We start from the raw sequence: 23622 nt of genomic DNA, 5'->3' as shown, positions 1-23622 counted from the left end.
ACAGGGTGGTTACTTATCGATTGCCAGCCTTCGCCGCCGATAAAAACAAGTTGTCGGAGCGAAAAAGAATTGCGTCGTTAACGTCGCACAGCAATTGGTAGTGCCGCCGTGCAATCTGGCGGTGGCTTTGCCAACCACGACGCAATGGCTAGGCCCCAACCCATAGTCATTGCGTCAAATCTTACTTTCGTTATTTCTTATGAGAGAGTACAACATGAAGACACAACCGAATGTTAAAAGAAACGCGCTGGCGTCTGCCGTGCGGCAGGCTGTTGTCGCCGCGTCTTTAGTCGCTGCGGCAACACCGTTATACACACAGGCTCAGCAACTCGAAGAGGTCGTGGTAACCGGTATCCGGGGGAGTTTGACTCGCGCCATGGACATCAAGCGCGAGGCATCGACTCTCGTCGATTCGATTTCAGCAGAAGATGTCGGTAAATTTCCCGACCTGAACGTTGCCGAATCATTACAGCGTGTGACCGGTGTTTCAATTGATCGCAGTGGCGGCGAAGGACAGGCAGTCACGGTGCGCGGTCTGGGGCCACAGTTCAACACCGTGCTGGTCAATGGCCGCCAACTGGCAACTGACAGCGGCGGGCGGGAGTTCAATTTTGATGTGCTGGCGGCCGACCTTATCAATGGCGCGGATGTTTACAAAAGCACCAACGCTACCATGCAGGATGGCGGAATCGGGGCCACCATAGATATCTCTACCAGAAGGCCTTTGGACCAACCCGGTCTGCAACTACTTGGCTCTGTCAAAGGCATGTACGAGACCCTGTCTGAGGAGACATCACCATCCTACACAGGCATGGTTAGCCAGACCTTTATGGACGACAAGTTTGGTGTGCTGTTCGCCTACAGTCATCAGGAGCGTAAACTGCAGAATAACATCTTCAGAACAGCGACCTGGAGGCCTGGCCTGACACTTTTCAACACCGGCGGGGTAGTCGCAAGCGATGCCACTATCCCAAGGAACTTCGCCCAGATTGTCGATAATGCCGAGCGCACCCGGGACAACGGTTCCCTGGTGTTCCAGTTTGCACCAAGCGAAGATGTCAGCATTACACTGGATGGGTTTGTATCCAAATTCGAAGTCGACTCGGTAGTGACCGACTTGTCGGCCTGGTTTGAACCCGGGCGAGTGGGCACGGCGACAATCGACCCGGCTACCCGTACAGCGCTGTTTTTCGATCAGCGTATCGGCATCGCTCAGGAAGGCGGTGACCCCCATATCGACTTTGTAGTCGATACCGGTGGCAGCCGCGACGTCAGTAACGAAGGCTACGGCCTCAACGTTGCATGGCAGATTAACGACAAGCTTCGTTCAAACTGGGATATTTCCAGGTCGACGGCCGAAAACGATATGGCCGGCAAGGCTCAGTTCAATGTCATCGGCATCAAGGACAATTTTTCGCTGGACTCCAATGGCGCCATTCCCCTGACGCGCTTTGACAGCCTGGTGGGCGGTAACAACCTGTCGGCAGCTGACGCGCGAGCACACTTCAACGATTTCAGGGGTGCCACAGACAAGGATGAAATTTCGGAATTCAGGGCAGATTTTGTCTATGAGTCAGACTCCGAGGTGTTCAGGCAATTCAGTTTTGGGGCTTATCACCAGGAGCGCGATAAAGAGTTCTTTGAAAAAACCAACAGTGCATTATGCGACGTTTACTGTGGTTACAATGTGCCGGTTCCTGCAGAATTGATGCAGTCATTTAGTGTGGATAATTTCTTCGGGGGCTTTCCAAAAGACTACTTTACCTATGACGGCAATGCCTATGTCGACTGGATGGTGTCCGATGCAGGAATGGCAGCGGCGGACCAGGCCTTGGGCAATCCCGCAGGCACAGCCCGGTCTGTGCTTTACGATGCCAATGGCAACCTGACGGCTACCACCCCGATGCTGCGCAATAACCGCTATCAAATAGCGGAGGAGATTGACAGCTTCTACATTAATTTTGACTTCGAAACGGCACTGGGTGATATGCCCGTATTTTTCAATATTGGTGCCCGTTATTCCACCACCAAGGTTGATGTCACGGCAGTACAAAGCTTTCTCAATGACATAGTACTGACAGCGGATCCTACCTTTTTCGCCACCAGAGTTACTCCCCCGACTGAATTTAGCGATGGTGGAGAGTACTCCAATCTGCTGCCAAGCTTTAACATTAAAATGGATATAGAAGAGGATATGGTACTGCGCTTTGCCATGTACGATTCGATCACCAGGCCTACCATGAGTCAGTTATCGCCGGCGACCAATATTCCCAATACAGTGCGTACCCAGGATCTCACGGCAAGCGGTGGCAACCCGGCGCTGAGACCTTTCAAGTCTGAAAACTGGGATGTGTCCTATGAGTGGTATTACGCTGACGCCAGTTCCTTTAGTGTTGCTTATTTCAACAAGGACATCGAAGATTTTATCATTCGGCTGTCCGGTCCGGAAACTTTCTCACTCAATGACAGGCTGAGTACCCCGGGAAATATTTGTGGTAACTGCGACGGATCAGAGACTGCGGAAGAGTTGGTCGGATCGACGGAAGTCTTTACCGTCACCCGCCCGCAGAATGGCGAAACCGCGAATGTCACCGGCTTTGAGGTTGCGCTTACCCATACCTTTGATAGCGGCTTTGGTATTATTGCCAATGCCACAGTTGTGGACAGCAATGCCAGTCTTGGCAGTGATACCAGCGTCAGCTTTGCCCTCGAGGGTCTGGGAGATTCCCAAAACCTGGTGCTTTTCTACGAGGCAGATAACTGGCAGGTACGGGCTGCGTACAATAACCGTGAGGGTTTCTTGAGAAATCTCGATAACGGTAACGGCGAGCCAATTAATGGTGAAAACTTTGGCCAACTGGATCTCAGCGCAAGCTATGATATCGATGACAATTTTACCATTTTCTTCGAAGGTATTAATGTTACCGAAGAAGAGCTTTACCAGACTGGCAGGTTTCCCAACCAGCTCTACTCTGTTGAAGATAACGGGTCTCGCTATGCGATCGGTATTCGTGGCAAGTTCTAGCCAATACCGCTGGTAAGGCTGTAAATTGACCGTCAGTCAGTAGCAGTTGGATACAGAATGTTGGCCCGCGCGCTCAAAGCGGGTCAACATTTTATTACTGGCCGTCACAAATTTAATTCCTGATATTTCTGCGTTATGAAAAAACCAAACTGGAAAATTGTAATAGTTGGAGGTGGCACGGCCGGCTGGCTGACCGCCGCTGTTATTGCCGCTCACCATCGAAGCCGGCTGCCAGGTGGCCCGCAAGTGATATTGGTCGAGGCCGCGGATATTCCCTCTGTGGGAGTAGGTGAGGGTACCTGGCCCACCATGAAAAATACGCTGCACAGTATTGGCCTCGATGAAAGCGAAGTCTTTCAACGTTGTCATGCGGCATTCAAGCAGGGCGGTAAATTCGTTAACTGGGTCAGCGGTGATGGTGATTTTTATTATCATCCTTTTACCGTTCCGCTGGGTTACGGCCGTATCGATTTGGCACCCTATGTAGCGTCAATTGAGAATTTCGCTACCGAGACCAATTTTCAGCAGAGCGTATGTGAGGCGGGCCTGGCTCCGCGAACATTGGCCGAGTCCGAGTACCAGGGAGCCTGCAATTACGCCTACCACCTGGACGCTGGCAAGTTTGCAGAATTACTGCAAGAGCACTGCAAGGAGCACCTCGGAGTACAACACATAATCGACACGGCAGAAGACGTTCGACTGTCTCCCGATGGCAACATTGACTCGGTTATGCTGCGCGATAATGGCGAACTGTCCGGTGACTTGTTTGTCGATTGTACCGGTTTTGCATCGCTGTTATTGGGCAAGGCCTTGAAAGTTCCGTTTACGGACGTCAGTCCCGTTCTTTTTAATGACCGTGCCCTGGCCATGCAAGTACCGTACGAGCATGATGATAGTGCGCTTGCCTGCCATACCATCGCTACTGCGCAAACCGCCGGTTGGATTTGGGATATAGGATTGACCAATAGGCGCGGCGTTGGCCACGTATACTCCAGTCGCCACCTCTCAGATGATGAGGCAGAGTCCAATCTGCGCAGCTATTTGGGTGCAAGTGCAGCGGGATTAACGCCGCGTAAAATTTCCTTCCGCTCAGGTCACCGTGCGGAATTCTGGAAGAAGAACTGTGTGGCTGTCGGTATGTCGGCGGGGTTTGTTGAGCCGCTGGAAGCGACAGCGATTATGTTGATCGAATTGTCGGCCCGATTTATCGCCGAAAATCTGCTGCCGGACAAATCTGTCCTGCAGGTAACCGCCAAACGTTTCAATGAACAAATGCATTACCGTTGGCGCCGAATTATCGACTTCCTCAAACTGCATTACATGCTTTCAACCCGCCGGGAACCCTACTGGAGGGCGCATACCGACTGTGACACCATACCAGAGAGCCTGCAGGAAGATTTGGCGATTTGGCGTTTTCGTGGCCCCATGGTTGAGGATTTTAAAAGTGCCTTTGAATTGTTCCCCGCGGCCAGTTACCAGTATGTAATGTACGGTATGGGGTTCAAGCCGGAATTCGAAACACTGGCCTATCTGCACGGCCGGCAGCTGGAGGCGAGAAAATTGATTCAGCGGAATCAGCAACTGACTGCGCAAATGCTGCAATCGTTGCCCCCGCATCGGAGTTACATAGATAAATGGCTTGGTAATAGCCAGCAAGGGTAGAGCTAATAATGACTGACTTGATTGAAATTGACGTTTCGCAGCACCGTGAGCTAAAAATAGCAGACGGAGCTTCGGTAGCCTACGCTGCCTCGCAGCATCTTATGAATATTCGAGTAACGGAAATCGACAAGGCAACCAGTTGTTTTCCAATTTTCTTTACCCGAAACCCCCATTCCGGGGGCTGGGCGATATCGGCCATGACCAGCTTTACCCCGGGCAGTAACCTCTTTGTAGCGGAGCAACAGTGGGACGCTACTTACACCCCTGCCAGTGTGCAAACATATCCGCTGTCTTTAGTGCGCTCCCAAAGCAACCCGAAAGGGTACGCCGTTGCGCTGGACCCGGAAAGTGACGCTTTTAGCAGAAAAGAGGGCGAATCGCTGTTTGAAGCAAACGGCAAGGCATCCCTGCATCTTGCCAGGATATCGGCACTACTGGAGTCCGATGCGCGCGACGAACTTCTGACCCGCCAGTTTTTGCAGGAAATGCAGGATCTGGGATTTATTAAGCCCGTGAATGTCGTTGTACGCTACAAGGATGGCGGTATTGAAACGATTAAAGGATTGCATACTGCCGACGAGGACAAGCTCAATGCGGTCGGCAAAGAAAGGCTTCAGGATTTATGTTCGCGAGGGTATCTGGTTCCGATTTACGCAATGCTGTTATCGATCTATCAACTCAATGGGCTGATAAAGCGGCACAATAGCAGCGCAAACAATAGTGCAATCGACAAAATCATTGTGGAGGTTTCAAGGCCGGTAAATTGATTTTCGGCTTGATCATGGGACTTAATTGGCCCTGAGAAATCTGTGGTTTCGGCGAAATAGTAGTAAAGCACGCGCAGTTATGACGCGCGTGCTTGCAAGGACATGTCTTTTTGCTCGGGCGCAGTAGAGTCAATATACTCCTGCAATTTCGCCTCTGCCTCATCACCAAATAAAATCTCGCAGGCCTCGCGTAAACCCGCTGCGTTGATGATGTCCTCGCGGCGCACCACCAAAGATATTTTTGAGCGCCGGCGCAAGAAGTCTTCCAGTTTGGTAATCATCTCCTGGCGCGCCGCCAGTTCGATTTCACAGCGCAGATACAGGGCATGTTCAATCACCAGATCGGCCTGACGGGCGTCTGCGCGGATGGCTTCCAGCAACTCAAAGGCGTGTTCGCTGTAGCGGCGCCACAGGCGAGTGCTCAAAGGCTCCCAGGAGGAGGGTTTGGTCAGGGCATCCAGATTCATCAGTTTGGCCTGGTGCAGGAATTCCTCCTTGGCGCTCGGGCCCGGCTCGCCGTACCAGACCTTGTCGGCGTAGGGCAGTTCGATGCCCAGGCCGGCGACAATCTCCGCCACTTCGTTGCCGACATTGATGCAGTCGGTGAGTTTGCCGCCAAAAATACTCAAGTGCTGGTGGTCCCGGTCCACGTCGATGGCGTGTTTGCGCGATAACTTGACCCAGTCGGCCACACCGACACGACCTTTGAGGGCCAGTGGGCGCACGCCGCAGCGCTCGGAAATGATATCCGCCCTGGTCAGGGGGCGCTCCAGCGCCAGCAGGGTATTGGCGTTGTTCAGCACGAAGTCACGGTCTTCGTCGGTGACCTCGACCTCGGGCTTCTCCGACTGGGTATCGGTGGTACCGATACAGGTTTTCGGGCCCATGGGGATGACAAAGAACAGGCGGCCATCACTGGCAAAAAAGGCCAGCACCCGATCCTGTTCAGTGACCCGGTCGACGATCAGGTGAATGCCCTTGGAAAACAGGTGGCGATGCTCGGTTTCTTCACCGGTCATTTCATTGTGCTTGTCCACGTAGGGGCCGCAGGCGTTGATCACCACTTTCGACTTGATGTTGAATTGCTCGCCGGAAATATTGTCGCGCGCGCGGGTGAGCCAGTGGCCTTGCTGGCGCTCGGAGCCCAGGGATTCCACATAGTTGGCGGCGATGCAGCCGTAGTTCATGGCCCGGCGAATAAAGTTAAAGACAAAGCGGGCATCGTTGTCGTACAGGTAGCAATCGGAGTACTCAAAACCGCCGCTGGCATTGCCGGTGTTGATTGCCGGCTCAGTCCGGGCCAGGGCCGAGGGGCTCAGGTAGCGCGGCGGCTGGGTAAAGAAGCGGCCAAACATCCAGTAGACGATGGTGCCCAGAAAGACAAAGAATGGCGGAAAGCGAAAGCCCTTCTGGATGGTGGTCAGGAAGCGGATTTCCTTGACCGTGGACGGGTAGCTGCGCATCAGGTGGTTGCGACTCTTGCACAACTTGTTGACCAGGAAGTATTCGTGACTCTCCAGGTACTTGATCCCGCCCCAGGCCAGGTTGGACGAATTGGAGCTGGTAAAGCCGGCAAAATCACCCTTGTCGATCAGGGCGACTTTGGCGCCTTTGGCGGCCAGTGAGGCAGCGGCGACCGCGCCATTAATGCCGCCGCCGAGGATAAGCACATCGTAGCTTTCGGAGGGCAGTTTTTTCAGGTTACTTTGGCGTAGTTTCATGGAGTTTCAGTCTTCAATGTTGGCAAAAAATTTAACCGCAAGCTGGGTCAGAGCTTGTCGGCGGGGGCGGTAACCCGGCGCACGGCGTCGTGCCAGCCGTGCAACAACTGGTCGCGTTCGGCCGCGGTAATATTGGGCTCAAAGCGGGCCGCCAGGCGCCACTGGGCGGTGAACTCGTCAAAGTCACCGTAGACCCCACACTGGCGCCCGGCTAGATACGCAGCGCCAAGGGCCGTGGTTTCCATAACTGCCGGGCGCGACACGGACAGGTCCAGTACATTGGCCAGGAATTGCAGCAGCCAGTCGTTGGCCACCATACCGCCATCGACCCGCAGGTCGGTGGGCTTGATGCCATCCTGGGCCAGGGCGGCGAACAGGTCACTGGTCAGGTAGCAGACCGATTCCAGCGTGGCCCGCACCAGTTCGGCCGGGCCGGTGGCGCGGGTCAGGCCAAAGATGGCGCCGCGCACGTCGGGGTTCCAGTAGGGTACACCCAGGCCAGTAAAGGCTGGCACCAGGTAAATACCGGAGTTGTTGGCGAGGCCGCTGGCGAGCTTTTCGGTATCTTTGGCGCTGGCAATAATGCCCAAACCATCGCGCAGCCACTGTACAGCGGCACCGGCGACAAAAATGGAGCCCTCGATGGCGTAGGTGGGTTTGCCATCCAATTGATAGGCGATGGTGGTCAGCAGTCGATTCTTTGAGGCCACCGGCTCACTGCCGGTGTTCATCACCACGAAACATCCGGTGCCGTAGGTGCTCTTGATCGAGCCGGGCTCGAAACAGCACTGGCCAATGGTGGCCGCTTGCTGGTCGCCGGCGACGCCGGTGATGGCGATGCTGTGGCCGAACAGGCCTGGCTCCGTTGCACCAAAATCGGCGCTGCAATCCTTGACCTCGGGCAGGAGTGCGGCAGGCACCTGGAAAATCTGCAGCAGCTCCGGGTCCCACTCGCCGGTATGAATGTTGTACAGGTTGGTGCGGCAGGCATTGGTGGGGTCGGTAACGTGGGCCTTGCCGCCGGTGAGACGCCAGATCAGGAAACTGTCGATGGTGCCGAACGCCAGTTCGCCGTTTTCCGCCCGCTGCCGGGCGCCGTCGACGTGATCCAGGATCCAGCTCACCTTGGTGGCGGAGAAGTAGGGGTCCAGCAGCAGGCCAGTGCGAGAGTTGACCTTGGTTTCGAGGTCCTGGGCTTTCAGGTCCGCACAGACCTTCGATGTGCGCCGGTCCTGCCAGACGATGGCGTTGTAGATGGGCTTGCCGGTGGCTTTATCCCACACCACCGAGGTCTCCCTCTGGTTGGTGATGCCGATGCCGACGACTTTCAGGCCCTGGCTCTCGGTAACCTCCAGCGCCTTCCGGGTGACCTCCAGGGTCGTGTTCCAGATGTCCTCCGGGTCGTGTTCTACCCAGCCCTCGTTAGGGTAGTGTTGCGGGAACTCCATCTGGGTCGAGGTCACGATTCTGGCGGTGCTGTCGAACACAATGGCGCGGGTGCTGGTGGTGCCCTGGTCGATGGCGAGGATGCAGTGTTTATCGGTCATTGTTTATGCTCCAGAAGGCGTTGTGTCTTATACGAGGTGTGGTTCGGCGTTGCGGCCGATGGCCAGGCTGGCCTGTTTGCCGAAGACGAAACGGCTGACCAGCAGGGCGGTTGCGACACAGCTTAACAGGGTGACAAACATCATGTGAATATAGTGCAGGGGTGCCCACACAAATGAGAAGAAGGCATACAGGCAAACGCCGAACACTACCGCGGTAATAGCGGCGCGCGAATCGACATTCTTAAACACCAGGCCGACGATAAAGCACGACAGAATAGGCATGCTGAGCAGGCCATTGAGTTGCTGCAGTATGTTGATAATGCTGGCGGCGCCGCTATAGACCGGTACCAGCAACAGCGCTATCACCACGAAAATCAGGGTAATAAAGCCGTTCAGGCGCGGAACGTTGGGGGCCTTGCCGATGTACTTTTCGTGGATGTCACAGACATACAAGGCGGTGGACGAATTGAGCACGCTGTTAAAGCTGGTCAGTACCGCCGCGGCTATGGCGGCGGCAAAGGCGCCGGACAACCACACGGGCAATACATCGCCGACAATACGGCCGTAGGCGGCGTCGCCAATATCGCCGTACGATTTGTAGGAAACAATGCCGGGGATAACGATCATGGGGGGCACGATCATTAGCCGTATCGCGGCTGCGGCATAGACACCCTTTTGTCCCTCTTTCAGGGTCGGGGAGGCCATGGCGCGCTGGGTAATGGTCTGGTTAGTACTCCAGTAGTAGGTCTGGATAAAGATCATGCCGGTAAACAGCGTGGTCCAGGGGATAGGAGAGTCCTTGTCGCCGATCAGGGTCAGGCGCTCGGGCGGAATGCCGCTGAAATCAAAATCGATGGTCTTCATTGCCAGGAACACGACCAGTATGCCGAGCCCCAATAACAGCACGCCGCTGTAGGTATCGGAAATCGCTACCGCACGCAGGCCACCCAGAATAGCGTAGGCGGCTCCGACCACGGCAAAGGCAATGGCCAGCACCATGATGGGTAGATCGACGCCGAACATGGTCTGCATAAACAGCGAGCCGCCGTAGAGCATGATGGGCAGGTAGATAAAGATATTACCTAACAGAAACAGGGTGCTGACCAGGGCGCGGATATGGTGGTCATTGTAGCGCCGCTCCAGCAGTTCGGTGGTGGTGGTGCACTGATACTTGTAATAGACCGGTAAAAATACCTTGGCCAGCACCAGCAAGCCGGCTACCGCGGCAAACTCCCACCACACCAGCAGGGCCATCTGGTTGCCGTTCATGCCCACCAGCTGATCGGTACTGAGGTTGGTCAGGGTGATGGAACCGGCGACAAATATCCAGGAGAGGCCACCGCCGGCCAGGAACACTTCCTTGTTCTCACTGGCAGTGGAATGGTCGGCGGATTTCTTTGCTGCGTGGCATTTGAGAAAGGTGATCAGGCCGATAAAGGCCGTCACCAGGAAAAATACGCCGATTTGCAGTGTTTGCAGTGCCATTAGATTTTCTCTCTTATTGTGTGCGGACGCTTTTGTCGTTATTCAAATCCAGGCTGGCCCCGGTGCATTCAAGTTCGAACGCACCGGGGGGCGTGCCGGAGTTTAGAAGTTGGCACGAATGCCGAGCACAAAGCGACGACCATTTTCTTCAAAGGTCTGCAATCGGGCGCGGTGTCCGGAGTAGACAAACAAGGGTTCGTCACCCAGGTTGATGGCATCGAAGAAGACCGTGGCGTTGTCAGTGATGTCGTAGCTGGCGGAGAAGTCGATCTGCTGGTAATCATCAACGATCTCGGTAAAGCCACTCTCACCAATGGTGGTCTGCACGTAGTCGCCGCGGTTGTTGACCGACAGGCGGGCAGAGAAGCCATGGTTTTCGTAAAAGCCGGACATATTCCAGGAAACATCGGAAATGTTTTCCAGGGTGGAAGACTGCTCGGTCAGGCCGTCGACACTGCTGTCAGCAAAGGTGATGTTCGCCAACAAGCCCCAGCCGCTGTCCCACAGGTACTGTCCCGCCAGTTCCAAACCGTAAACTTCGGCATTGTCGGAGTTGTCAGGCTTGGTGACATCAAAGTTGATGATGGTGTCAGTTTCTATCACATTGCCGCTGGTGTCGACACTGTCGCCCACATTGATGGGGGTATCCACGGTGATGTTGGAGATAAAGCCGTCGATGGTCTTGTGGAACACGGCCGCAGAGGCGTTGACCTTGTCACCAAAGTACTCCAGTGACAGGTCAAAGTTATTGGCCCGAACCGGGTCCAGTAACGGGTTGCCCTGGGCGATGGATTCCAGCCCGACGTTGGTCGAGGGAATGGAAAACGCCGTGGACAGATCCGTCAGTGTTGGGCGGGTCAGGGACTTGGCAAAAGCGGCGCGCAAGTACAGGTTGTCGGTCAGGCTGAAGCTGATGTTGAATGCGGGCAGGACATCGAAGTACTCGTTGTCGAACGAGACCGGAGTCGCTTCGCTGCGCAGGAAGGTCTGGTTGCCAGCGCCCTGGTCGATACGGCCGATGATCTGGTTTTGTGCCCCGGCAGATTCCGACTGGGTATAGGCAAAGCGCACACCGGCGTTACCGGTCCAGGGGAAGCCCGCCAGTTCACCGGCAAGGTTGGCCTGGATATAAGAACCGAACACCTGCTCGCTGACCACGGTCGACTCAGCCGGTCGGAACTGTGGCACTAACGCTTCCGCCGCACCAGGTATGGCACTGCCGGCGTAAAGCTCTTCGAGGAAATCCGCGCTGAAGGTGACGAAGCTGCGCGGCAGTTCGGCACTGGTGCCGTCGAGAATGTCATTGTCGGCATTGACCCGGGCGCCGTCGGCGAAGAAGGCGTCAAATACTGCGGGATTGACGTCGCGCAGGGAGGTGCCGTAACCGCAGAACTGGCAGAAGGTCGGGTTGTTGTTGACCGCGCGGTTGCCTTTTTCCCGATCGGTGTAGTCGACACCGAACTGGAGGGAGACATCTTCGTCGAATTCAAAGTTGCCATCGACCTTGAATGCGAAAATCTCATCGTCAATGACGAAACTGGAGTTCCTGGCAAAGTGGGCCCGATAGGTTGAGGGGTCCAGTTGATCCAGCGGTACCTGGTTGGAGGCGGCCAGGGAGGCGGCGTCGGTGACCAGGCGGTCGGGGCCAGTAAAGCCCAGGTTGGGTACTTCGTCACCAGGTGAATAGGTGGCCTCGGCACCGCGCACGCCAACCACAAAAAAGCGACCACTGCCGTCGTCCGAACCGGTGTTGTCCCGGGTGCCTTCGGCGTTGGACCAGGAGATGTCGCCGGTCAAAGAGAACTGGTCATTGATCTGGAAGCGTCCGTTCAAGCCAAAGGCGAGGGTGTCGGCGTCCGAATTGGTGGAGCGAACCAGGAAGTCGTTGACCAGGAAGGGGTCGAAATCGCTGTCGCTGCGATAGTTCGCATGAGTGACTACGCCGGCGTCATTGAATTGCAGGCTGCCGGGCTCCACCAGGTCGTTGCTAAAGGGGAAAATGGAATAGCCCACTGCCGAGGCCGGACTTTCGTAGTGTGAGTAGAGCACGTCGAAGTTGATATCCGTGTCGTCGTTTGGCTGCCACTGCAGGGCAATGGTACCGCTGTAGCGCTCACGCTCTTCCGGGTTGGAGAGTACGGATACCGCCGGGATGAAAACACCTTCACCACCCGGGGCAATCGGTACGGCGTCGTTGGGGTCATCGATGCTGCCGCTGGTGTCGACATTGACCGGGAAAAAGCCCAGCGCTTCGGCGACGTCCGAGCGCAGGTCACGCTTTTGGTAGGCAAAGGATACCAGGGCGCCAAAGGTGTCGTCGTTAAAGGAGTTGCTGATGATGCCGGACATTTTGGGTCCGTATTCATCGGACAGTTCGTCGTATTGCCCGGCGATGGAGCCGGCAATTTTCAAGCCGGGGCTGCTCAACGGGCGCGCGGTTTCGACATTGACGCGGCCGCCGATGCTGCCGTCGCCCTGGGAGGTGATGGCGGTTTTGTTGACCGTAGCGGTGTGGATCAGTTCGGAGGCGATAACGTCGAAGCTGAATTCACGCCCCGGGTTTTCAGTGGCCAGCAGGCGACCGTTAAAGGTCACCGCGTTGAACTCTTCGCCGAGGCCGCGAATGGTGACAAATTGCCCTTCGCCGCCGCGACCGCGAGTAATGGCAACACCGGTAATACGCTGCAGGGATTCGGCCACGTTGGCGTCGGGGAATTTGCCAATGTCCTCGGCGGATATGGCGTCAACCACACCCATCGCATTTTCTTTCATCGAGGCAGCGCTCTCGAGGCTGCTCCTGATGCCGCTGACCACGACTTCCTCGATGGCTTGCGCCAGTACCGTTGGAGACACCAGACAGGTTGCCATGGCCAGGGTGCCGCTGAATTTTTGCAGTGGTTTCATTATGTTATTCATAGAATTGCCTTTTTCTGCTTGTTTGGATTTATGTTTACTTTTTTGTTGCTTTATTACTTAACCTACAGGTTACTTACCGAACATTATTTAACCCGGTCGCAGTGACCGGCAGTTTTCAGTCATCGAGCCTCCTCAAGTCACTTTTTCCAGAACCAGGATGCAGGTGGAAAAATCACCTTTATCCATATACTCCAGCTCCGGGTTGTATTGCAGGACGTCGACCCAGGGCAGCGCCAGGCCGCTGTGCATCAGTGCGGCGCCGGTATACGTGCTGGCGGGGTTTTTTGTCAGTCGATACTCGGCGTTGGGGTCCAGGTCCCTGAGCAGGGCCTTTTTAAAGGGTAAGTTGGGGGCCGACAAAACGTGGTAGTAGCCCACATAAACGCTATTGCCGTCGGCTGATGTGAGCTGCCAACAGGTTTCGTTGGCGCGGTGAAATACCCGGTGGAAAGCGCCATTGACCACATCGTCGGCGGACTCGCGCAGAACGGCGAAACCCTCGCGAATTTCGTCAGCATCCCGGTCGAGGTCGGCCTCACTGAGAGAAATGCCTCGTGCAGCGCAGAAAAAGGCGGCATCGAAACGGGCTTGCAACGACGAATGACGACCGTTCTGGTGGTTGGGTGATGGTCCCACATAGGCCGCCAGGACAGAGGGCGGGAACAGATACGAAGCGCCGTTCAGAATCGACAGGCGACCAACCGGATCCACCATGTCACTGGGCCAGCCCTGGGACATATAGCGCAGCATACCGAGGTCGTAGCGATTGCCGCCCGAGGCACAATTTTCGAACAGCACGTCGGGGTACTTGGCGGTGATCCGTTGCACCAGGTTGTAGAGGCCGAGAATATAGCGATGTGGCGTTTCCAGCTGGCGCTCGGCGGGCAACAGTGCAGAGCCCGCCTCGGTCATAAGGCGGTTCATGTCCCACTTGATGTAGTCGATAGACCCGCAGCTCAGCAACTCATCGAGCTGGTTGAACATATGCTCGACCACGTCGGCGCGGGAGTAATCCAGCACGTACTGGTAGCGGCCGAGTGAAGGCTTGCGGTGCGGCACGTGCAGAATCCAGTCCGGGTGCTGCTGGTAGAGTTTGGATTTTTCGTTAACCATCTCCGGCTCGACCCAGATGCCGAATTTCAAGCCCCGCTGTTTTACCTGCTTGGCCAGCGCGGCAATTCCGGACGGAAACTTGCCCGGGTCCGGCTGCCAGTCACCGAGGGACGTGGTCTCACTGTCACGGCCCTCAAACCAGCCATCGTCCACCACCAGCATTTCCAGCCCCAGTTCTTTTGCCCGGTCGGCCAACCTCAGAATGGAGGTTTCATTGACATTGAAATAGGCCGCCTCCCAGGTATTGAAATAGGAGGGGCGCGCTGAATGGGCGAAACGCGGTTCGCTGATGCGGTCCTGGATAAAGCGGTGCCAGGTGCGACTCATGCTGGACAAGCCCCGGTCAGTGTAAACCTGCAGCACCTCCGGGGAGTTAAAGCTGGCACCGGGCTCCAGCTGCCAGCGAAAATTGAACGGATTGATGCCGGTCAATACCCGCACTTCCTCGAACTCGCCTTTCTCAATACTGATGGCAAAGCTGCCGCTGTACATCAGCGCGGTGCCGTAGACCCGGCCGCTGGTTTCGGTGGCGTCTTTTTCCATTACCGCCAGAAACGGGTTGTGGGCGGCGCTGCTGGTGCCGCGGGTGGACTCAATCACGCAGCGGGCGGTGGGCATGGCGATGCGCTCGGCATTGAATTCTCGTGCCCAGGTGCCGTGCAGGTGCAGCAGCTCGTAGTCGTCGGCGGGCAAGTCCAGGCAGGAGCTGGCGACATTGAGCAATTCGATGGTGTGTTGGCCATCATTGGTGATGGTGGTGGAGCGGCACACCACGTCGTAATCGCGGTAGATGGTGTAGTTCAAATCCACGGTCAGGCCGTAAACCGCATCCTTCAGGGTCACGACCAGGGTTTCGCTGTCGCCGCCTCGGGCTGAAGGCAGCCCCGGCAAAGCGGGTTTGTCACTGCTGATACGATGGCTGTCGTAGCGCAGGGTGAAAATACTGTTGCCGTCGGCGTTGACGCCGTGCAGCGCCGGGTGACGAAAATCACTGGTGCCGAACAGGGGGTATTCCTGCGGCGTGTCCGCCAGGTGGTAGTAGGGCACGCCTTCAAACTCGGCGGTGGTGGTGCGGTAGGTCTTGCGGATCGAAGCCGCCAGGCCGGCAGCGCCGGAGACGTGATTGCCAAAATACAAATGTTCCAGGATGCCCTGGGGCGAAGCCCGAAAGGCGTAGCTGATGCGCGCGTTGGAGAGCAGGAATTCGCGCTCGTCGGTGACCGAAATCATTGTGTTCATCAAGTTTTCCTTTAATTCCTTGTTACACCCTGTGGCGGTGTCTGTTTTGTGCAGGCGTAACCCGGCTGCCGGGAACCTGGGTTCCGGGGTCAATCTGTAAGGGGGTGCGATTTTTCCGCGTGGCTTACGCAGTGGCGTAGGCCATGGGAAATAGCCTGGATTATGTGGGGGAGAGCGCGACGCTAAAGTCGCCCGCGGCATCCCGAGTTGGGACGGCGCCGCTCCGGGTTAAGACGAATAATGCATCGCTACTTGTTGGATGTGCCATGAGCCTTCACCTGCTGGTCTGCTGATTTCGTGAATCAGGTTTATTGGTATGTGGGAGTATTCTGCGCCTGCTGAAGCAGAAAAAGAATGGACGGTCCGGCTGAATACCTGTACTTTTCTGCTATGGAAACGGGCGAATACAGACAGATACCGATCTACTCACGGGTCGTGGCCGGGCACAACCACTACGGCCCTGGCTATCATGTGCTGCGCGCATCCGGCACCAATGATTATGTCATGCAAGTGACGCTGGCGGGGTGCGGCTACTTTGCCGGCGCCGGTGCGCTCACGGCATTGCCCGCGGGCTCTGTAGCCATTATTCCGCCGTTGACAGCCCATGACTACGGCACCCACCCGGAGTCGCAGGAGTGGGATGTGGTGTGGATCCACTTCCACCACTGGAAGCACTGGGAGCCGTTGCTGGAAAGACCGCCGGAAAGCTCCGGTGTGATCCTGCTTGATATGGATGATTCCACTACCGCGGTGAAGGCGCGAAAGGCATTTTTGCGGGTGCTGCATCACTATCTGTCGAAATCGCCACAGCGTATCGCCTGGGCCATGAATGCACTGGAGCAGGGCTTGTTATATTGTGCTGAAATGGCGCCTATGGGCGCAGGGGGTAGTTTCGACGGGCGGCTTGATAAAGCCATCGAATTTATGCACGCGCACCTCGGCCAGAGCATGACGGTGGCGGATATGGCCGCAGTGGCCGGTCTCAGTCCGTCTTACTTTGCGCACCTGTTTCGCGCCAGCCTGAAGATGCCACCGCTGCGCTACCTGGAACAGCTGCGCCTCGATCGCGCCCGGGATTTATTGGCCCGCACCGGGCTGTCAATGGCGCAAATTGCCGATCAGTTGGGGTTTAGCGACCCGTTCTATTTCAGTCGGCGTTTCCAGAAAGCCAATGGCATGAGCCCGCGGGAATTTCGCCAGCGGGCTACCAGTTAGTACGTGAACGCTGCCACATAATCCGGGGCAGGCCCTGGTGTCGCAATTACTGCAACTCGATGACCTGGGGCCGTTCCAGTTGGACAAAATCCTTGTAATCCATGCGGATCAGTTGGCTGTGTGTACCGGCGTTAAAGGCGATCTGTGAATTTTCCGCCAGGTGGCTGGACACATAGACGTCCATTTTGTACATGCTGCCCAGGGGTGGCATGCCGCCCGTATCGCAGCCGGGGAACATATCACGGATCTCCGACTCGTCCGCCAACCTTACCTGGTTGGAGCCGGTAACGTCCTTCAAGCGTCCCAGTTGAACCCGTTCCGCGGCGGCCACCACCACCATTAGTGGCTGTTCATCCGCCATGACAATGACCGTTTTCGCCATTTCCTTGCCGGAGATATGGGCCGATTCGGCAATTTCCTGGGCGGTGTAGGCCGGTGAGTGGGTGATGGTAACGTATTTGATGCCGAGCTGGTCCAGGTGCTCACGTACTTTATTGCCAGCCATGACCGTGCCCTCCTTACGGGGTTAATCACTACCCTCTGCTGTTGTACCCAGAGGCCCCATTGGCGCACAATAAGCGCCGCTGGTTTTACCAGGTTGCATAGACTAAGACTGGCGAAAGACAGTGCCGTTCCACTTCGATACCGGGTTTTCGCTGCCTGGGCGTGGGTAAAATGGGCAGGCGCAAGGATTGACGAAAAAGTTGACGAAAAAGTACTGCAAAAAAAGTAATGCAAAAACAACAACCGCTTGAGAGCAGATTGAGGTACCAGTGAACACGCATGTCCACACCAGTGAGCCGCTGCCGGAGCTCAACGCCGGCGAGTTAGCCCGTTACAGCCGCCACCTTACCCTGCCGGAGTTTGGCAAGCTGGGGCAGCAAAAACTCAAGGCCGCTAAAGTGCTGGTGGTGGGTGCCGGGGGGCTGGGTTCGCCCCTGTGCCTGTATTTGGCTGCGGCCGGGGTCGGTACATTGGGTATTGTCGACCCCGACCGGGTCGACGAATCCAATTTGCAGCGCCAGGTCCTGTTTGGAGTGTCCGACATCGGCGAAAACAAGGCCGCGCGGGCGGCGCGGCGGTTGCAGGATTTGAACCCCAATACCCGCACCCGGGTTTACGACACCGCACTGACTGCCGCCAATGCCCTGGAAATTATCGGCGACTACGACCTGGTGATCGACGGTACGGATAATTTTCCCACCCGCTATTTGGTGAATGATGCCTGCGTCATTCTCGGCAAGCCCAATGTCTACGGCAGTATTTTCCGCTTTGAGGGCCAGGCCTCGGTTTTTCACCACCAGGGCGGGCCCTGTTATCGCTGCCTGTTTCCCCAGCCACCGCCGCCCGGTTCGGTACCTTCCTGTGCGGAGGGCGGGGTGTTGGGGGTCTTGCCGGCAATTATTGCCAGCATCCAGGCCACTGAAGCGGTGAAAATAATTACCGGGATGGGGACGTCTCTCAGCGGCCGGTTGTTGCTCTACGATGCGCTGGATATGAAATTCGAAGAGCTGCGCTTGCACCGAAATACCGATTGCCTGGTGTGTGGCGACAACCCGTCTTTGCGCCAGCTGATTGATTACCAGCAGTTCTGCGGTGTGCCCAGCCAGGCGCCAGCCGCGGCTTACCCGGAGATAAGTGTGCAGGTTTTAAAGCAGCGGTTGGAGGCGGGCGAGTCGCTGTTGATTGTCGATGTGCGGGAGAGTTACGAGCGCGACATCTGCAAGCTGCCCAACTCCGTTCATATCCCCATGCAGGCACTGGCAGAGCACCTGCCTGAATTGCCCCGTGAGCGGGAAATTATCGTGCACTGCAAGAGTGGCGGGCGCTCCGCCCTGGTGTGCGAACAGCTGTTGGCGGAGGGTTTTACTGCGCCCACCAACCTCAAGGGTGGCATTCTTGCCTGGGCCGATGAAATCGATAGCGATATGACCCGGTACTAGTGTAGTGCCTCGTATAACGTGTACATTCAGCAAGCCGCTAAAGGGCCAGATACGAGGCACTACACCAGGTGTTGTCGAATACTAAAGCGGGCGAACCCCGGCCGCTGCTAATAGCGGCCGGGGTGCTTAGCGGCTGGTGCAATACTGCTGTAGTGAGCGCCTGTCCTGTGCGGCTCGCCAATTCCTAAAAATGCCGTGAATTCCCAAAAGCGGTTTATTTGATATGGCCTGTTACTCCACATGGCCGGGTTACTCCAAATAGCCGGGTTACTCCAAATCGCCGGTTTATTCCGCATAGCCTGTTAACTCCACATAGCCCCGGCCTGCGACCCCGATGCCACCGCGGCTGCCAGTCACATCCACCGCCCCCTCCCAGTAGCGCACCGTGGTAAACAGCTCCTGCCCGTCGATCACGGGCGCAATCCGCAGGGACAGTTGCTGGCGCGGCACGCGGATGTGCCAGCCAGCCGGGTAGGTTCCGCCGGCCGGACTGGTCCAGTGACGGTTGACGTCAATACTGAACTGCTCCGCGGTCAGGTGTTGGCTGCGGCCATCGGCGCCGATCCAGGTGCCGGCGCTGTGGGAGTCGCGGCTGCCGTCGGTGCGGCGCAGGTTGTAAAGCATTAGCTCGCTGCCATCGGTCAGTTGCAGGGCGAACCAGTCCCAGCCCTGTTGCTCATCGCCGAGGGCGCTGCTGCTCCACTCCCGATCCAGCCACGACAGACCGCTGACGTTGTAATGGCGGGCGCCGATGCGCAGTTGGCCGCCGGTCTGCCAGCGGGTGATGGAGTAATAGTAAGAGGCATTGCCGGCCGCGGCGGATTTTTGTGACAGGCCGTCGACGCCGTTGAGCACAGGCGCCTTCTCGGCGCTAAGGCTGAGGTCGAGGCTGAAATGCTCGTCCCGGGCGCGCAGTTGCCACAGCTCCCTGGAGTCCGAACTGGTGTCTGTCTGTCGGGCAGCGTCCTGTCGGGCAGCGATCTGCCAGTCATCGATCCAGACTCGGAAGGGAGCGCTTTGCGCACCGGCCAGGCCGAGGGCACCGCGGGAATAGCGCTCGGCCACATAAAATTGCTGCCGGACTGCATCGGTGATGGCGAAATGGGCAATGTAGAGCTGATTGCTGCGCCAGGCGGAAAGGGATTGTGGCGTTGCGGGCGTCAGGGCAAAGCGAAAAATGGTCAGTTCAAAGCCAAACCGGTCGCCTGCGTCGCTGTCGAGATTGCCCGTCAGGTACCACCACTCGTTGCGAAATTGCGGGTGTGGACCGTGGTCCTCGGGAAAGCGAAAGGTGCGCGGCTGGTCAGCTTTGGCAAAACCCGCGTCGATGGGGCTGCTGAGCAGGGTCGACAGTTGCGAGCGCGGCATTGGTGCCTGGCTGGCACTGGCCTCGCCGCGCAGTTGATCCTGGTCGTCGCCGGGTGCTGCTTGCAGGGTTCGTAGCGGCGTTTCGCTCAGCCCTGTTGCTGCGGTCAGGCTCAAGGTCATAGCGAGCAGGCCAGCGCACAGGATTCGATAGCCACTCAGTACCGATTTCTCTCGCATGATTTATTCCGCGCCCATAGCTTATTTTTCCCTCATGGCTTATTCCTCTCGCATGGCCTATTCCTCTCGCATGGCCTATTCCTCTCGCATGGCTGTGGCCGGCTGGCTGCGGGCGGCGCGCCAGGCGGGATAGAGACCGGCCAGCAGCGCGGCCAGCAGCGCCAGCGCCAGCGCAGAGAGCAACAGCTGCGGGGCGAGGGAGAACTGGATGTGCCAGCCGAAGGCGCGCCGGTTGATTACCTCGATCAAGACATAGGCCATCACCAGGCCGAGGGGCAGGGCGGCCAACCCGGCCAGCAGGCCGATGCTGGCGCTTTGCAAACTGATCATCCGGCCGAGTTGAGCGGGTGTCATGCCTAGTGCTCGCAGCACCCCAAACTCCCGCGCTCGTTCCAACTGCAGGGCGAGCAGGGCACTGAATATGCCGATAACAGCGACTCCCAAGGCCAGCCAGTACAAAATGTCAGTGATGATAAACGTGCGATCGAAGACTTGCAGCGATTGGGTGCGAATGGCCTGGTTCGAGTTGATCAATAACTGCTGGCGCCCGCCACTGATGGCTTGCAGCTTTTCTGTAATCAGTTGCGGGTCGCTGTTCGCACGGAGGTAGAGACCGATGGAGTCGATTAGCGGATCGTCGAAGTGGCGGGAGTAGGTGGCGCGGCTCATCAGCACGGTGCCAGCGTCGACCCGGTAGCTTTGATAGGTGGCGGCGACCCGAAAGGCCATCTCACCGGCGGCAGTGGGCAGGCGCAACCGGTCACCCGCTGCCAGCTGCTGGCGCCAGGCGAAGGGCTCGGAAACCAGCAGCATATCCTGCTGCTCAAAATCGGCCCACACCGCTGCCGGGTCGGCGTCGAGCAGCACTGTGCCAGCATAACTGCCCGGCGCCATATCCAGTACCTGGATTTGCAGTTGTCCCCGCTCGGTCTCCAGCCGCACGCGACGGCTGCTGCTGATCGCCTCAACGGCGTCGAGCCCGGCGATCTCCTCGATCAATTGCGGCGCCAGCCCGCCGCCGCGCACGCCCAAATAAATATCGGCCTGCAAGGTCTGCAGCAGCCAGCGGTCTACCGAGCCGCGAAAACTGTGGACCATGACGCTGACCCCGACGCTGGCCGATACGGCCACCGCCAGGGCGACCGTGGCAACCCCTGTGCGGCTCAGGTTGGCACCGATACCCGCCAGCGCCAGCCGCGCCCAGACCCCGCCCAACCGCGCCGCCAGGGGCGCGAGCAGGGCCGAACTGCGCTGCACCAGCAGGGGAATGCAGAGGGCGAAGCCCAATACCAGCAGCAGCACCGCGGCGATGCCGGCGCCAAGGCTGCGCTGGGATAGCAGCACCACCGCGCCGGCCGCCAGCATGGCGCCAACACCGCCGGCGGCCAGTAGCGGTACCAGGCGCCTGGCTTGCTGCTCCAGGGTTGAGCGGGCCAGGGTCAGGCGCGGTGGGTAGGAGGCCGCCTCGAGCGCGGGCAGAAGGGCGGCCAGCAGGGTTGCTCCGAACCCCGCAGCCGCACCTTTCGCCAGGGTGCTGACTTGGATGGCCACCTCGGTGACCGCGACGCGATAGTAGAAATCATTGATCGAGCGGGTCACCAGTTGCAGCAGCTGTTCGCCCAGCCAGGCGCCGGCGAACAGCCCGCAAACCGTCGCCAGCAGGCCGATAATTGTCGCTTCGGCCAATATCAGCGCCAGGATCTGGCCGCGGGTCACACCCAGCGCCCGCAGCACGCCGATCAGTGGGCGCCGCTGCAGGACGGAAAAGCTGACGGCGTTGTATATCAGGAATACCCCGACCAGCAGGGCGAGCAGGCTCATGGCGTGCAAGTTGATCATAAACGCGGCACTCATCTCTGCGGTGGAGCGAGTTCGGCCCGCCGCCGACAGCAGGCGGGTGTCCGCCGGCAACCATTGTTGCAATTGCTGGAGGGTGGCGGGGTCATCCGGGTCGAGGCGGACGTCGATGCGAGACAGTCGCCCCGGCCGCTGCAACCATTCCTGGGCGGTGGCAATGTCGGTGCTGATTAAGTTGTCGAGACCGGCAGCGCTGTCGGCTTTGAAAGTGCCCAGCAAGTGGGCCGGGAAGCGCCGGCCGCCGGCGAGCAGCTCGAAATGGTCGCCCGGTTGTAACTGCAACAGGTTGGCGGTGCTGGCCGACATCAGCACGGCGCCGGGCACACTGAGCAGGTCCCGGAACAGGTTGCGGTTGGCGCCGGAAGTCGCTACCGCATCAACCTGGTGAGTAAAATCCCGTAGTTGTCGCTCGGCCAGTGGGTCGATGCCGAGCACTTGCAGCTCGTGCTCCCCAACGCTGACGCTGCCTTCCACCACCGGGGCGATGCCCTGCAGACCGTGCTCGACCCGCAGGGTCACATAGAATTGTTCGTCAATACCGGCGGGCCCGCCAATAAGCTGGTGGGTGGCCGCACCGCTAATGGCATCCATGGATAACAGGAACGACTGCTTGGCGCTGGCGTTGGCCAGGTCGATGGCGACGATCACCGCCACCCCGATCCCGACCCCGAGCAGTGACAGGGCCAGCTGCCAGGGGTGGCGCAGCAGGAAACCGATATTGGCGCGCAGCAGGGCGCTCACGGGGACGCGGGCTCGCTGCTGGCGACTGGTCGCAGGCGGCCTTGTTCCAGCTCCAGGGCGCGATCGCAGAACGACGAGATGCGCTCACTGTGGGTGGCGATCAGCAGGGTGGTGCCGGTGGTTTGGCGCAGGCTTTGGAGCAGCTCGAGCACTATTTTGGCGCTGTCGTCGTCCAGGTTGCCAGTGGGTTCGTCGGCCAGGAGCACGGCGGGCCGGTGGCTCAGCGCCCGGGCGATGGCGACTCGCTGTTGTTCGCCGCCAGAGAGCTGGTCCGGCAAGCTGCTGGCCCGATCGGCCAACCCCACTGCCGCCAGCAGCTCTTTGACTCGCAGGTTGGCCGACCGCGCCGCGACCCCGTTGAGTTCCAGCACCAGGCGGATATTGTCGCCAACATTGAGGGTCGGCAGCAGGTTGAAAGCCTGGTAGACGAAGCCGATGTGGCGGCGTCGAAACAGGGTGCGCTGCCGCTCTGGCAAGCCGCTGAGTTCCATGCCGGCAACACAGATCTCGCCGTTATCGGCAGCGTCAATAGCGCCGACCAGGTTGAGCAGGGTGGACTTGCCGGAGCCGCTGCGGCCGCGGATGGCGACGGATTCACCAGCGGCTATGTCGGCGCTGATGTGGTCGAGCACGCGGCGCAGCCGCTGGCCCTCACGAAATTCCCGGGTCAGGTTGCGCAGGCGGATGCTGTTAGCAAATGTTGACGTCATGGTTTGCGGCTGCCAGTTTGGGGGCGACTGTTGTTATTGGCGTCTGTATTTGTAAGTGCCTGTTGTTATTGGCGTATAGTGTCTTTGTGGGCATTGTAAGCCCATAGTATCCTGTCTCCGCCGGGGAGTCGCCGGG

14 protein-coding genes are annotated in these 23622 nt (G+C 58.0%); 5 read left to right on the top strand and 9 right to left on the bottom strand.

The features are described from left to right. Window positions 1–214: 214 nt before the first annotated feature. The 3 genes from G8764_RS01160 (at window position 215) to G8764_RS01150 (ending at window position 5454) form a co-directional block, all read left to right on the top strand. Window positions 215–3025, top strand: coding sequence for a TonB-dependent receptor (locus tag G8764_RS01160; protein ID WP_166161051.1), 2811 nt, complete (start codon window positions 215–217; stop codon window positions 3023–3025). Window positions 3026–3160: 135 nt separating this feature from the next. After that, window positions 3161–4687 carry a tryptophan halogenase family protein gene (locus tag G8764_RS01155; RefSeq protein WP_166161049.1) on the top strand — a complete coding sequence of 509 codons (1527 nt, stop codon included), beginning with the start codon at window positions 3161–3163 and terminating at the stop codon, window positions 4685–4687. 8 nt (window positions 4688–4695) lie between these two features. After that, window positions 4696–5454, top strand: a complete 759-nt coding sequence (locus tag G8764_RS01150; protein ID WP_166161047.1) for a SapC family protein — start codon at window positions 4696–4698, stop codon at window positions 5452–5454. A 77-nt stretch (window positions 5455–5531) separates the two neighbouring features. Here G8764_RS01150 and G8764_RS01145 read toward each other — a convergent pair whose 3' ends face one another. From G8764_RS01145 to G8764_RS01125, 5 genes are all read right to left on the bottom strand, one after another. Further along, window positions 5532–7175 carry a glycerol-3-phosphate dehydrogenase/oxidase gene (locus G8764_RS01145; RefSeq protein WP_166161045.1) on the bottom strand — a complete coding sequence of 548 codons (1644 nt, stop codon included), beginning with the start codon at window positions 7173–7175 and terminating at the stop codon, window positions 5532–5534. A 47-nt stretch (window positions 7176–7222) separates the two neighbouring features. Further along, window positions 7223–8722, bottom strand: a complete 1500-nt coding sequence (gene glpK / locus G8764_RS01140) for a glycerol kinase GlpK (RefSeq protein WP_166161043.1) — start codon at window positions 8720–8722, stop codon at window positions 7223–7225. A 27-nt stretch (window positions 8723–8749) separates the two neighbouring features. Then, window positions 8750–10207, bottom strand: coding sequence for an SLC5 family protein (locus G8764_RS01135; RefSeq protein ID WP_166161041.1), 1458 nt, complete (start codon window positions 10205–10207; stop codon window positions 8750–8752). 102 nt (window positions 10208–10309) lie between these two features. Continuing rightward, complete coding sequence (locus tag G8764_RS01130) at window positions 10310–13123, bottom strand: TonB-dependent receptor (RefSeq protein WP_166161039.1); 2814 nt, start codon at window positions 13121–13123, stop codon at window positions 10310–10312. A 132-nt stretch (window positions 13124–13255) separates the two neighbouring features. Continuing rightward, complete coding sequence (locus G8764_RS01125; protein ID WP_166161037.1) at window positions 13256–15475, bottom strand: alpha-galactosidase; 2220 nt, start codon at window positions 15473–15475, stop codon at window positions 13256–13258. A 354-nt stretch (window positions 15476–15829) separates the two neighbouring features. Between G8764_RS01125 and G8764_RS01120 the strand changes: the two genes are divergently transcribed. Beyond that, window positions 15830–16690: a helix-turn-helix domain-containing protein gene (locus G8764_RS01120; RefSeq protein ID WP_166161035.1), complete on the top strand. Its 861-nt coding sequence runs from the start codon at window positions 15830–15832 to the stop codon at window positions 16688–16690. 46 nt (window positions 16691–16736) lie between these two features. On the opposite strand, the gene G8764_RS01115 is transcribed toward G8764_RS01120, so the two are convergent. Then, window positions 16737–17195: an aminoacyl-tRNA deacylase gene (locus G8764_RS01115; protein ID WP_166161033.1), complete on the bottom strand. Its 459-nt coding sequence runs from the start codon at window positions 17193–17195 to the stop codon at window positions 16737–16739. Between the two features lie 268 nt (window positions 17196–17463). On the opposite strand from G8764_RS01115, the gene moeB reads away from it, so the two are divergent. Further along, the gene (moeB, locus tag G8764_RS01110; protein ID WP_341806263.1) at window positions 17464–18633 is read left to right on the top strand and encodes a molybdopterin-synthase adenylyltransferase MoeB; all 1170 of its coding nucleotides are present in this window, start codon (window positions 17464–17466) and stop codon (window positions 18631–18633) included. 285 nt (window positions 18634–18918) lie between these two features. Here moeB and G8764_RS01105 read toward each other — a convergent pair whose 3' ends face one another. The 3 genes from G8764_RS01105 to G8764_RS01095 form a co-directional block, all read right to left on the bottom strand. After that, window positions 18919–20178, bottom strand: a complete 1260-nt coding sequence (locus G8764_RS01105; RefSeq protein WP_207951623.1) for a lipocalin-like domain-containing protein — start codon at window positions 20176–20178, stop codon at window positions 18919–18921. 75 nt (window positions 20179–20253) lie between these two features. Continuing rightward, a complete protein-coding gene (locus G8764_RS01100; protein ID WP_166161031.1) occupies window positions 20254–22776 on the bottom strand; it encodes an FtsX-like permease family protein in 2523 nt (840 codons plus the stop codon). Next, on the bottom strand, window positions 22773–23486 hold the full coding sequence (locus G8764_RS01095; protein WP_166161029.1) for an ABC transporter ATP-binding protein: 714 nt from the start codon (window positions 23484–23486) through the stop codon (window positions 22773–22775). The genes G8764_RS01100 and G8764_RS01095 overlap by 4 nt, the downstream gene beginning before the upstream one ends. Between the last annotated feature and the right edge of the window lie 136 nt (window positions 23487–23622).

It is taken from the genome of Pseudomaricurvus alcaniphilus (genome assembly GCF_011440395.1).
Taxonomy (GTDB): domain Bacteria; phylum Pseudomonadota; class Gammaproteobacteria; order Pseudomonadales; family Cellvibrionaceae; genus Pseudomaricurvus; species Pseudomaricurvus alcaniphilus.
This window is presented reverse-complemented; position numbering and strand designations above follow the sequence as displayed.